This window comes from Flavobacterium sp. (assembly GCF_965262375.1).
Lineage (GTDB): Bacteria > Bacteroidota > Bacteroidia > Flavobacteriales > Flavobacteriaceae > Flavobacterium.
Window position 1 is genome coordinate 374,827 of record NZ_OZ253527.1, and the last position, 11,725, is coordinate 386,551.

The window sequence follows — 11,725 nt, forward strand, 5'->3', positions numbered from 1 at the left end:
TTTCTTTAACTCTCCAATGTTAAGAAAAGGTTAAGTTTTCAAAATATTATGCAAGCATAACGACTGATCTTATTGAAAAATAAACAAAAAAGATGGCTAACAACCATCTTTTACTATCATTTTACAAACTAAAAACCTTTAACTCAAAAAATTCTTTAACAAAAAGCGCGTAGATGAATCATGTTCTTCCACAACGGCTGTGTTAAATTCTTCTAAAATATTAGTAGCTAACTCCTTCCCTAATTCAACCCCCCATTGATCATAACTAAATATATTCCAAATCACACCTTGAACAAAAGTCTTGTGCTCATATAAAGCAATCAAAGCACCCAAACTTTCAGGTGTCAACACTTCAATAAGCAACGTATTAGTAGGTTTATTCCCTTTAAATATCTTATGAGGTACAACTATGGATTGCTGAATTTCTTCGGTAGATTTGGCACGCATTTCCGCTAAAACCTCATCTTGCGATCGCCCATTTAGCAATGCTTCAGATTGCGCAAAGAAATTCGCCATTAATTTGTTATGATGCTCCAAGTTTCCATGCAATGATTTTTTAAATCCAATAAAATCAACTGGAATCAACTTAGTACCTTGATGAATTAACTGAAAAAATGCATGCTGACAATTAGTACCAGGCTCCCCCCAAATAATGGTACCTGTATGATAATTTACAAAATCCCCTACCCTTGAAGTACTTTTTCCATTACTCTCCATGATTCCTTGCTGCAAATAGGGTGTAAATTTCTGCAAATACTGCGAATAAGGAATAACCGCTTCACTTTCGGCTTCAAAAAAATTATTATACCACACACTCAATAACGCCATTACTACAGGCATATTCTTTTCAAATGGTGTTGATTGAAAATGTTTATCCATTTTTTGAGCCCCTAGTAATAATTGCTCAAAATTCTCATATCCTATTCCTAGAGCAATAATTAAACCAACAGCACTCCATAACGAATAACGTCCACCTACCCAATCCCACATAGGAAAAACATTAGCATCCAGAATTCCAAACTCAGTAGTTTTATCTAAATTTACTGAAACAGCCACGAAGTGTTTTTCTACATCTTTTAGAGTAGCCGTTTGCAAAAACCACTCTCGAACAGTTGAGGCATTCGATAATGTTTCTTGTGTAGTAAACGACTTAGACACTACAATAAACAACGTTGTTTCTGGATTTAATTTTTTCAGAACCTCATTAACATGATCACCATCAATATTAGAAACAAAGTGCAGGTTTAAATGGTTCTTATAATAATGCAAAGCTTCAGTAACCATTGCAGGTCCTAAATCAGAACCTCCCACACCTATATTAACCACATCAGTTATAGCCTTGCCGGTATATCCTTTAAAAGCTCCTGATATAACACACTCAGAAAATGCTTTGATTTTCTTTTTTACTTCTAGAATCTCAGGAATGACATTTTTACCATCTACAAAAATGGTTTCATCACAATTTGCACGCAATGCCGTATGCAAAACCGCTCTATTTTCTGTTTGATTAATTTTTTCACCAGTAAATAATCCTGTAATTGCTTTATCTAGCTCAACTTCATTTGCCAAATCAAGCAACAACTGCATCGTTGTTTCAGTTATTCTATTTTTTGAATAATCAAAAAGAAAATCGTTATAACGAATATGAAATTTATCTGCACGTTCAGTATCATTTGCAAACATCTCCTTCATGCACACGAACTTCATCTCATCGAAATGAAGTTTTAACTTACTCCAAGCTATTGTTTCAACAGGATTTACTGACGGAAAACTCATAATTTATTAATGTTATTACTATGTATTAAATCTAAAAATACAATCTGATAAGACTATATAAAAACGGGAGGCGAAAATACAATTTTGTTTTTAAATATCAGGAACCAATTTTTATTAAACATGCTCACCCCAGCTATCCAACTCCTCCTTTGACCATAATTCAGGGAAGAAAATTCTTCTTTGGTATTTAGGATGCATGTATTTTTTCCAATCACTTCCCCCAGTGGCTTCTCCATCGCCCTGCCCATTGTCAATATATTTTTGAGCCGCTTTATAATGCCCCATAACCCAAGTAATATTAACCGTATAATCATAATGACGCATAGCCTTTATCAACTCAGGATCTGCTTGATCATTTTGAGGCAACTCTTTAAATTTCCTCCAAAGATTGATTGTATTATACTCTTCCATAGTGCTTAGAAAAAGACCTTTATATTTTTCTTCAAACTGCTTTAAAAAATAAGACTTCTCACCTGTTTTATAGTCTTTGCCTGCTGCTTGCCAATACAGATGCTCTAAAGCATGACTATAAGGAGTATTACGATCTATAGTTGCACGGTATCTATAATCGATTAAATTAATTAGATCTGTAGAACAAAATTCAATAAGGCGATATTGCGCGCTTTGAAAACCACTAGCAGGTGTTAAAGTATGTCGAAATTTCATATATTGTTCTACCTCCATGCCATCGCCCATAATGGTAAACGATGTGGTTAGCATATCAAAATAACGACTAATACGCATTAATCGTTCCGAAAAAAAAGCAGTCGTCAATTCTTTAGCATAAGATACTTGCTTGATTTCCCAAAGAATCATCTTAAACAACAATTCATTAATTTGATGATACATAATAAACACATTCTCATCAGGAAAAACCGTTCGCTGATTTTGCAAACTCAAGAGAGCATCCGTTTGTATATAATCCCAATAGGTAATTGGTTTTGACCAAAGAAGCCCTTCAAGATGAGCTTCAGTTTTCTGGTCGATTGCTTTATATTTTAAATCAATTTCTTTTACTAAATCTTCGAAATTATTCATTTTTTAATTTTTATTTACTAAAAAAGGGTTTTTCAAACCTTTAAAACTTTCTAAATCTGCTTTAAGTGATCCTACAGCTAAACTAGCTTTGATACGCAACGGAATTTTATTCTCATCATCACTTACCCAAACCGTCAAACTTTCTTCTTCTTTAAAAACCCTCCCCGACTGCACCAGTGGTCTAAAAATCAAAGCTTTAGCTTCGCCAAATTTTGTACTTATGGTTTCACGCCCTAAAAAACGCATTTTAAATTTATAAATTTCATCATCAAAAAACATGTCAATCGTTATAGATTCACCTACGGCAAGTTTTTGAACACGTGGATGATTTCTTAAATAATAAAAAGACGAAACGATATCTTGTATATTTTCTGTAACAGGAATATTTTTTTCAGTTTTGTTTTTATAATCTTTTACTAAAACAGAATTTTTATCTTGATTAAAAAAACCTTCTTGATCTTTTGTATAACCACCTTCATCAATTTTACGCAAATACTGGAAAGGCTTATTTGTCTCCTGATCAAAAATACTTTGATAATGATCATCTACTTTAAAGAAAAAACGAGACATCCCTGTTGTGTAACCATGGCCCACAGCATAAAAACATTTTCTATTGTTTCGAGAAGCTTCTTTCAACTCTAAAGTTGCATAACCAGCATTTACAATTCCATAATGAATTCTATATTTCAACCATTCACCCACGCCATAGGATTCTGGTTTATTATTTTCCATTTGAAAAGAGAATAAAAAGGCGCTTAAAATAAGTAGGACAGTTTTTTTCATTGTATTATATTTTTTGTTTAGAGGCTAAATACAATTTCCATTCCAAAAGTAATAAAAAACAAAAAAACCCAAACTATGAAGTTTGAGTTTTTATGCTATTAACCAACCAAAAAACTATAAATTATGAAAATTTATTTAGTTCATGAGGGAACCACCCCTCAGAATTATGATGCAAATATATAGCGAGTTCTGAAATATATCTAACAAAATATCAATTTTAACATTTTTTTATCAATCATAAAGCGATCTTAAGATTTAATTTTGAAGATAATTCAACAGAACCCAAAATAATTAAATTATAATAAAAAATAATTTGATTATTTTTTCAAACTATTCAAAGCCTAGTTTTACCCGAACTCTTTGAATTACTTCATTAGCCACCTTTGCCGCCTTAGAAGCCCCAATTTGCAATGCTTGATCTAACTCTCCTAAATTATTCATATAATAAGTATACTTTTCTCTTTCTACAGCGAAACGAGAAACAATCAAATCAAACAATGCCTGCTTAGCGTGACCAAAACCAAAATTTCCAGCTAAGTATTTAATTCTAAGCGAATCAATTTGCTCCTGAGTTCCTATAAGCTTATACAGAGCAAAGACATTACAGGTATCAGGATTTTTAGGTTCCTCTAAAGGAGTACTATCTGTTTGAATAGCTTTTATTTGTTTCATCAACGCTTTATCATCTAAGAAAATGTTGATGATATTATTTCTCGATTTACTCATCTTTTCACCGTCAACACCAGGAATCAGCATTGAATTCTCTTCTGTTTTTGCCTGAGGCAACACAAACGTATCACCCATTTGATGATTAAATCGAGCGGCAACATCACGCGTTATCTCTAAATGCTGCAACTGATCTTTACCTACAGGAACAATTTCTGCATCATAAGCTAAAATATCAGCAGCCATAAGCATTGGATAAGTAAACAAACCCGCATTAACATCGTCTAACCGATCTGATTTATCCTTAAAGGAATGCGCCAAAGTAAGTCTTTGATAAGGAAAAAAACAGCTCAAATACCAAGATAATTCAGCCACTTGAGGAACATCACTTTGACGATAAAAAACCACTTTCTCTATATCCAAACCACAGGCTAACCAAGCTGCAGCGGTACTATAAGTATTATTACGAAGCGTTTGACCATCTTTAATTTGCGTAACCGAATGTAAATCAGCGATAAACAAAAAAGATTCATTACCAGGTTGATTTGCCATTTCGATAGCTGGTATAATCGCACCAAGTAAGTTTCCTAAATGCGGAGTACCTGTACTTTGAACTCCTGTAAGTATTTTTGCCATTATTAATTTAAAAATGATATTTTCGCAAAGGTAAACGTTTTGAACAACTTTAAAAGCAAATCAGTAAACAGGTATGAGAATCTTTAAAATTCTTTTTTGGGTAATATGGCGCATCTGGTTTTACCTACTCATATTGATCCCAATTTTATTAATGTCCCCCTTTCTAATCTTCTCTTTATCGAAAGACGCCTTTTATCCTTACTTTTTTAAAATGGCAAGACTTTGGGCTAAGATTATATTATTTGGCATGGGGTTCCGATACAAAATCACTCAAAACCAACCCATTTTACCCAACCACAGTTATATATTTATAGCAAATCATACTTCCATGACTGATGTGATGCTGATGCTGGTGACCACCAAAAACCCATTTGTATTTGTAGGAAAAAAAGAATTAGTTAAAATTCCTATTTTCGGATTTTTTTACAAAAGAGCAGTTATCATGGTTGACAGGGAGAATATTAAAAGTAGAACCGCTGTTTACGAAAGAGCCAAGAAAAGAATTGATCAAGGCTTAAGCATTTGTATTTTCCCTGAAGGCAAAGTCCCTGATGATGAAAGTGTACTTTTAGATGAATTTAAAGCAGGCGCGTTCAATATCGCAATAGATCACAAACTCACCATCGTTCCTATGACGTTTTTTGATAATAAAGAATTATTTTCTTATACTTTTTTAAGTGGAAAACCTGGAACTTTACGCGTTACAATAGATCCTTTTATTACTACAAACAATTGCAAACATGAGGACAAAAAAGTTTTAAAAGAAAATGCCAGAAATGTAATTTATCAAAACCTAATAAACGACGAGGCTTATGTAACGTATTCGAACAAAAGAAAACCTATACATCCCTAAAAAACTACTCCAATCAACAAAACAAGCTAAAAAACTACATCTTCTTTAATCAAAGTATTTTAGCTTGTTTTCGCCTCTGAAAATCAAAAAAATTAAAGATACCGCATAATAGCACCTTTTAATTCATTTAAATTAATAGGTTTTGAAATATAATTATTCATTCCTAAATCTAAACACTTTTGTTTTTCGTTCTTCATAATACCTGCCGTAAGTGCGATAACAGGAAGATTTTTAAGATTTTCCTGAGCACGAATATCAACAATGGTTTCATACCCATTTTTCACAGGCATTTGTATATCTAACAACACTAAATCAACTGCATTTTTCTTCAAAAGATCCATAGCTACTTCACCGTTTATAGCTTCTAAGATCTTACTGTTTGGAAGAATTTTATGAATCATTTTATTAGCCAAAAGCATATTAATAGGATTATCTTCGACGATTAGCACAGAGATTTCATCATAACAAGCTTCTAGTATCCCCTCCTCTTTCATTTCAGGCAAAACAACTTCAAAATCAGATTTCTTATCTTTTTCTATTTTAAAAGTAAGACTAAAAGTAAAGCTACTCCCTTCTCCCCAAATACTTTTTACATGAATTTGACTGTTAGAAAATTTCAAAATATTATTCACAATTGCTAATCCTAAACCTGTACCTCCAAAACGTTTGTTAACAGAAGCATCTTCTTGTACAAAAGACTGAAAAATCTTATCCATATTTTCTTCTTTTATACCGATACCAGTATCTACAACTGAAAATTGCAAATTAACAAACTGATTTTTGATGATTTCGACTAAATCAATTTGCAACAACACTTCTCCAAAATCAGTGAATTTAACAGCATTACTTAACAAATTGACCAATATTTGCTTGAGTCGCAAACCATCTGCAGCAATCATTTTAGGGATATTTGAATCATAATGCAGTCTCAACTTCAATTTTTTTGCTTCAGCCTGAGGCTTAAAAAAATTAATCACTTGACTAGCCAATTCTTCTAAAGAAAGAGGTTCTACAAACAATTCTAGTTTTCCTGATTCAATCTTAGAGAACTCTAAAATATCATTTATAATTTCAAGAAGTAGATTAGCCGATTGACTAATATTATGCATATACTCCATTTGATTTGGATCTAACGAAGTTTTGACTAATAAATCTGAAAAACCTATAATTCCATTTAAAGGGGTACGAATTTCATGACTCATATTTGCCAAAAAATCGGATTTGGCTTGATTAGCTGCCTCAGCATATTCTTTAGCTTTGAGCATTTCTTCATGAACCTTCTGCGCCGTTATATCCTTAGCAATACCTCTAAGTTTACACACATTGCCAAGTCGATCCAGTACGGGCTCTCCATATCCTAAAATCCATTTTTTAGAACCATCTTTACAATAAAAATAATGCTCAATTTCGTAGCTCTCCCGCTCATTAATCGCTGCATTAATCTTAGCATTTAAGGCATTGATATTTGATTCATTAAATTTCCCCAGATAAGATTCATACAGATTTTCTTTAACACCCGGCTCTATTTCGAACATATTATACAATTCCACGGACCAAATCAAATCTTGAGAAACTAAATCAAACTCCCAACTCCCAATTTTTGCCATTTTTTGAGCTTCATTCAATAAGCGCTCACTGGTAATCAACCTATCTTTAGTAATCTCGATAACCGTAATATCTCTGGCCGTTGCAAAAATAATTTGAGAATTTAAATTAATAGTCGCCATCCATTGCAAATGAACTAAATCTCCATTTTTTTTCACATAGCGATTACAAAAATTTACAGCATTTTTCCCCTTACCCAAATTAGCTACTTCTTGTAGCGTTTTTTCAAGATCATCTGGATAAACAAATTCAAGAAAAGGCTTAGCATATAATTCCTCTTGTGTATACCCCAAAGTTAACACGAATGCATTATTACACTGTAAAAAATACCCATCGAGATTAGCAGTAGCAATTAAATCAGAAGTTTCATTATAAAAATAATCAAAATTACTATACAACAAATCCCTTTTTTTATGGTATTCGAGCTCCTTTTCAAGCACACGAATGCGCTCTTCAAAATTATATTCGTTAGTCATTAGTCAGTTTTATAGCCTTAAAAATACAAAAAAAACAAAACTAAATTCTAACACTTTCAAACTAATCCAAAAATGCTAATAATAATCATTAAAAAACAATCATTTTTTAGATGTCTGACTATTTAAAACCAAATTATGATAATAAAAAGCTGGAACAAATAAGAGTAAAAAAAGAGGTTGAATAATAAATCGACGTACATAGAACAGAGTCATTGCATGACTTTCATCAAAGAAAAAAAGGAGAATAAAAAAAGCGATGAATAAAACGCAATAAAACAATATAAGTAAAAAAGCAGTCATTTTAAGCATAGACTTACTTCTAAAAAGCACATATATCATTGCTAATGTGAGTAAGGCATTTAAAAAATAACGCAACATTAAATGCAAAGACAAATGCAACACATTAATTTCTGGATATGGCTTTTGTATAAACTCTCCTTTAAAATAATTTATAAAAGGGTCGTAAAACCACTCTGATTCAAACAATCGAATCAATGCTAGTACTAGAACAATACCGCACATTTGAATCCCTTTTAAAAAAAACGTTTTAGTGAGAGGCATAGTGTGAATATTTATTTACCCAATACACCCATAATAGAAAAACGAAACCATAGATCACTAAAGGAAACAGAACCCCATGCCAGAAATGCTCTTGTGCTGGATAAACATCTATCAAATGAATTAAAAAAACGATTCGGAGTATGTTAAAAAAATAGATTAACAAACTCCCAACTAATGCAAACAGAAACGTCGTTTTCCATTTACCCGAAAAAGCAATCACAAACGCAACAAACAATATAATAACACTTACAGCATTACATCCTTCTATTATTCGGGCGATATACTTTTCGTTATAAAAAACTTGATACTGAGAAACATCTTTTTTCACCACATAATCCATTCCTAGATTTTGAGCGATTTGCTCGGTGCTTAAGGAAACATTTTCGGTAAAAAAATCGATAGTACTCCCCGACTGAATAAAGAAAAGGCGATATACCAACACCAACACCCCGTAGGAAACAAAGAATTTTCCTAAGAAAAGTAAAAAAGGTTTATATTTCCGAAACAGTTCTATCATAATGATTTTTAACAAAATTATATAATTTTTAAAATTTCAACGCATTACATTTGTCAAAAAACCAATAAATATGTCATTTGAAAATCTAAAACCTCAAATCACGGCTATCACAACGCAAGAAACCATCACGCGTGATGAAAAACTTTTAGCCATTTGCCAACTTTTACAAGACCATATAGCGTATTATAATTGGGTAGGATTTTATTTTGCTAACCATGAAACGCGTACTTTACATCTAGGGCCTTATGTAGGTGCGGAAACAGACCATACCGTTATTCCATTTGGAAAAGGGATCTGTGGTCAAGTAGCCGAATCAAATGCAAATTTTGTGGTTCCCGATGTAAAAGCACAAGACAATTATATTGCTTGTAGTTTCACGGTAAAATCTGAAATCGTAGTACCTTTATTTGTAAACGGAGTTAATATTGGTCAGATTGACATCGACAGTCACGTGATAGACCCTTTTACAGAAGCAGACGAACGTTTTTTAGAATTTGTAAATGAAGAAGTAGCTAAGCTTTTTAATTAAATATTTTTAGCATAAGGATACTAACATCGAAAAACATATAAATAAACAATCAATAAAAATGAATCCTAGAAAACTTACTTTTTTACTTCTAATAGCATCATTTTACAGTTGTAGTGCACAGAAAAAAGCAACAAACAATGAAAATTGGAACAAGATTGTTACAGAAACTAAAACTATAGGCAATATAACATATTACTTCCCATCCGAAGTTGAAATTCCACGTAGAAATCTAGCAATCGAAGAATGTCAAAAAGCAATTGATGAAAATTTGAAACTTATTGGAGAAACAGAATTCAAGAATAAGATGGATATTGATTTCTTAAAATCAAAAAAAGAAATGCTAAAATATGGAGGAATGGCTGCTCAAGGTTTAGCTTATCCCGATAGAGATGTATTTTTTACTTTGCTTAAAGACAAAGGTTCTCCAATAAAACACGAGATGATGCATATGATAACTATGTATAAATGGGGGACTCCTCCTAATTCTTCAACTTGGATGAACGAAGGATTAGCAACTTACGCTGGTGCAACCTGCTTTAAATACTCCCTAGAAGAGATTTATAAATATTTTATTCAAAGTAATAAATTGATTTCTATGGACAAGTTATCTGAAGATTTTTACGCATATCCCGACATGATTGCTTATACACAAAGTGCATTTATATCAAAATTTCTAATTGATAACTATGGCATCTCAAAATTTAAAGAACTATGGAAAAGTGGGTACGAGAAACTAAATGAAATATACGGTTTCAACTCACAAACATTGGAACAAACTTTGAAAGATTATATAAACAAAAAATATCCAACGAATATAAATTTTGATTGGGAGGAGTTTAACAAAGGATGCTAAAAAATCCCCAACGTCAATTGCTATCTTGATTATATTTCCCCATTACGAAAGCAACTCAATTATGAATGAAAATAATTTTACACAAATAAGAAAAAACTTATTTATTATTCTATCTATTTTCATAATTGGTTGCAATCCTAAATCAAAAGAAAAAGAAGCACTCCTCACTTTACAAGAGAACAGCTACCCTAATCAAAAGCTCCCCTTGTTTTTCCAACAACTCATCAAAAATCACCAAGCAAACTTTCATCGGTTAGATAGTGCTGATTATTCGGAATTTGTAAAGAGGCATGGCTTAGACCAAGAAAACCAAGAAAATCGCAAAACCTTTTATACTTTAAAAATTTTACATTTATTATTTACAAGTAAAAATGCGACCAACAAATCCCGAGGCGAAATTATAAGCATCCCCTATTTTTGGCATTGGGTAACCCCTAACCCAAGATACGAAATCATCTACAAGGAAACTAATGAGAAATTAAGTCAAGTAAAAACTCCAAAAAACTTTTCAAAATACAAATCCTACGCGGATATAGACAGAATTCCAAGTTTATTCCTAGCCGATTTAGTAAGCGAAACGCCCAAATACAACCATCCTCTTTTGGGTGATTTCAAAACCTTTGGTTGGTGTAGCGAACGTGAAATGGCTTTTATTTGCTTATTAAAGACATTAAACATTGAAGGAAAAGTGGTTACAAAAGGAAATCACAGTTGGTCAGAATGCATTGTTCGGTTTAAAAAAGACCAAATTTACGAGTCATTTAAAGTGCGTATTGATAACACTTTTGACCAAATGAAATGGGAAAAAGCCACAATAACAAGCATAAAACAAGTGCTTACTAAAAAAAACGATGGCATGGGCGGTTGGTACAACACAACGGCCTTATCTAAAAGAGAATTCACGAAGGTCAATCAGCTTATTGTTACCCCAAAAGCTTCTAAATACATAGAAAACCAAATGGTTACCTATTTAAAAAACAAAAACGGACAACAATAAATTTGCCAGTTAAAAAAATAAAACTAAATTTGCACTCGAATTAGGACACACCTAATCGTACATAACAATTATTTAAATAATATTAGCATGTATTTAACTAAAGAAACGAAAGCTGAAATCTTCGCTAAACACGGAGGTAAAGCTGAGAACACTGGTTCTGCAGAAGGTCAAATTGCATTATTTACTTTCAGAATCAACCACTTAACACAACACTTAAAAGCTAATCGTCACGATTACAACACAGAGCGTTCGTTAGTGAAATTAGTAGGTAAAAGAAGATCTCTTCTTGACTACTTAAAAAATACGGAAATCAATAGATACCGTGCGATTATTAAAGAATTAAACATCAGAAAATAATCCAGATGAAAAGAGGTGCCTGCGCGCCTCTTTTTGTTTTTATATTTTACACAACAAAAGTTTGGTTTTTCATTGGGT

The 11,725-nt window shown here is 32.3% G+C and carries 12 protein-coding genes; 5 read left to right on the forward strand and 7 right to left on the reverse strand.

What is annotated here, in order from left to right; genetic code table 11:
- Positions 1 to 138: 138 nt before the first annotated feature.
- The 4 genes from pgi to trpS form a co-directional block, all read right to left on the reverse strand.
- Positions 139 to 1,776 (reverse strand): glucose-6-phosphate isomerase, encoded by a 1,638-nt coding sequence (gene pgi / locus ACQY29_RS01765; RefSeq protein WP_428223551.1) that lies wholly within the window; start codon positions 1,774 to 1,776, stop codon positions 139 to 141.
- Positions 1,777 to 1,890: 114 nt separating this feature from the next.
- Positions 1,891 to 2,814: a tryptophan 2,3-dioxygenase family protein gene (locus tag ACQY29_RS01770; protein WP_428223552.1), complete on the reverse strand. Its 924-nt coding sequence runs from the start codon at positions 2,812 to 2,814 to the stop codon at positions 1,891 to 1,893.
- Positions 2,815 to 2,817: 3 nt separating this feature from the next.
- Positions 2,818 to 3,597: a DUF3108 domain-containing protein gene (locus tag ACQY29_RS01775; protein WP_428223553.1), complete on the reverse strand. Its 780-nt coding sequence runs from the start codon at positions 3,595 to 3,597 to the stop codon at positions 2,818 to 2,820.
- Between the two features lie 330 nt (positions 3,598 to 3,927).
- Positions 3,928 to 4,899 (reverse strand): tryptophan--tRNA ligase, encoded by a 972-nt coding sequence (gene trpS, locus ACQY29_RS01780; protein WP_428223554.1) that lies wholly within the window; start codon positions 4,897 to 4,899, stop codon positions 3,928 to 3,930.
- A gap of 211 nt (positions 4,900 to 5,110) precedes the next feature.
- Here trpS and ACQY29_RS01785 point away from each other — a divergent pair, with 211 nt between their 5' ends.
- Positions 5,111 to 5,752 (forward strand): lysophospholipid acyltransferase family protein, encoded by a 642-nt coding sequence (locus ACQY29_RS01785; RefSeq protein ID WP_428223555.1) that lies wholly within the window; start codon positions 5,111 to 5,113, stop codon positions 5,750 to 5,752.
- A 92-nt stretch (positions 5,753 to 5,844) separates the two neighbouring features.
- On the opposite strand, the gene ACQY29_RS01790 is transcribed toward ACQY29_RS01785, so the two are convergent.
- The 3 genes from ACQY29_RS01790 to xrtF form a co-directional block, all read right to left on the reverse strand.
- Complete coding sequence (locus ACQY29_RS01790) at positions 5,845 to 7,833, reverse strand: response regulator (RefSeq protein ID WP_428223556.1); 1,989 nt, start codon at positions 7,831 to 7,833, stop codon at positions 5,845 to 5,847.
- 99 nt (positions 7,834 to 7,932) lie between these two features.
- Positions 7,933 to 8,355, reverse strand: coding sequence for an exosortase F system-associated membrane protein (locus tag ACQY29_RS01795; RefSeq protein WP_428223557.1), 423 nt, complete (start codon positions 8,353 to 8,355; stop codon positions 7,933 to 7,935).
- A gap of 25 nt (positions 8,356 to 8,380) precedes the next feature.
- Positions 8,381 to 8,926 carry an exosortase family protein XrtF gene (gene xrtF, locus ACQY29_RS01800; RefSeq protein WP_428223558.1) on the reverse strand — a complete coding sequence of 182 codons (546 nt, stop codon included), beginning with the start codon at positions 8,924 to 8,926 and terminating at the stop codon, positions 8,381 to 8,383.
- Between the two features lie 55 nt (positions 8,927 to 8,981).
- Between xrtF and ACQY29_RS01805 the strand changes: the two genes are divergently transcribed.
- The 4 genes from ACQY29_RS01805 (at position 8,982) to rpsO (ending at position 11,647) form a co-directional block, all read left to right on the forward strand.
- On the forward strand, positions 8,982 to 9,440 hold the full coding sequence (locus tag ACQY29_RS01805; RefSeq protein ID WP_428223559.1) for a GAF domain-containing protein: 459 nt from the start codon (positions 8,982 to 8,984) through the stop codon (positions 9,438 to 9,440).
- A gap of 58 nt (positions 9,441 to 9,498) precedes the next feature.
- Positions 9,499 to 10,293 (forward strand): peptidase MA family metallohydrolase, encoded by a 795-nt coding sequence (locus ACQY29_RS01810; RefSeq protein WP_428223560.1) that lies wholly within the window; start codon positions 9,499 to 9,501, stop codon positions 10,291 to 10,293.
- Positions 10,294 to 10,354: 61 nt separating this feature from the next.
- Positions 10,355 to 11,290, forward strand: a complete 936-nt coding sequence (locus ACQY29_RS01815; RefSeq protein WP_428223561.1) for a hypothetical protein — start codon at positions 10,355 to 10,357, stop codon at positions 11,288 to 11,290.
- Between the two features lie 87 nt (positions 11,291 to 11,377).
- The gene (rpsO, locus tag ACQY29_RS01820; RefSeq protein WP_428223562.1) at positions 11,378 to 11,647 is read left to right on the forward strand and encodes a 30S ribosomal protein S15; all 270 of its coding nucleotides are present in this window, start codon (positions 11,378 to 11,380) and stop codon (positions 11,645 to 11,647) included.
- Positions 11,648 to 11,725: the final 78 nt, after the last annotated feature.

Bases quoted from the DNA above. Each gene is read 5' to 3' on its own strand.
- ACQY29_RS01805 (WP_428223559.1), top strand. From the start codon at position 8,982: ATGTCATTTGAAAATCTAAAACCTCAAATCACGGCTATCACAACGCAA.
- ACQY29_RS01815 (WP_428223561.1), top strand. From the start codon at position 10,355: ATGAATGAAAATAATTTTACACAAATAAGAAAAAACTTATTTATTATT.
- ACQY29_RS01775 (WP_428223553.1), bottom strand. From the start codon at position 3,597: ATGAAAAAAACTGTCCTACTTATTTTAAGCGCCTTTTTATTCTCTTTT.
- ACQY29_RS01770 (WP_428223552.1), bottom strand. From the start codon at position 2,814: ATGAATAATTTCGAAGATTTAGTAAAAGAAATTGATTTAAAATATAAA.
- rpsO (WP_428223562.1), top strand. From the start codon at position 11,378: ATGTATTTAACTAAAGAAACGAAAGCTGAAATCTTCGCTAAACACGGA.
- ACQY29_RS01795 (WP_428223557.1), bottom strand. From the start codon at position 8,355: ATGTGCGGTATTGTTCTAGTACTAGCATTGATTCGATTGTTTGAATCA.
- pgi (WP_428223551.1), bottom strand. From the start codon at position 1,776: ATGAGTTTTCCGTCAGTAAATCCTGTTGAAACAATAGCTTGGAGTAAG.
- ACQY29_RS01810 (WP_428223560.1), top strand. From the start codon at position 9,499: ATGAATCCTAGAAAACTTACTTTTTTACTTCTAATAGCATCATTTTAC.
- ACQY29_RS01785 (WP_428223555.1), top strand. From the start codon at position 5,111: ATGGCAAGACTTTGGGCTAAGATTATATTATTTGGCATGGGGTTCCGA.
- ACQY29_RS01790 (WP_428223556.1), bottom strand. From the start codon at position 7,833: ATGACTAACGAATATAATTTTGAAGAGCGCATTCGTGTGCTTGAAAAG.
- trpS (WP_428223554.1), bottom strand. From the start codon at position 4,899: ATGGCAAAAATACTTACAGGAGTTCAAAGTACAGGTACTCCGCATTTA.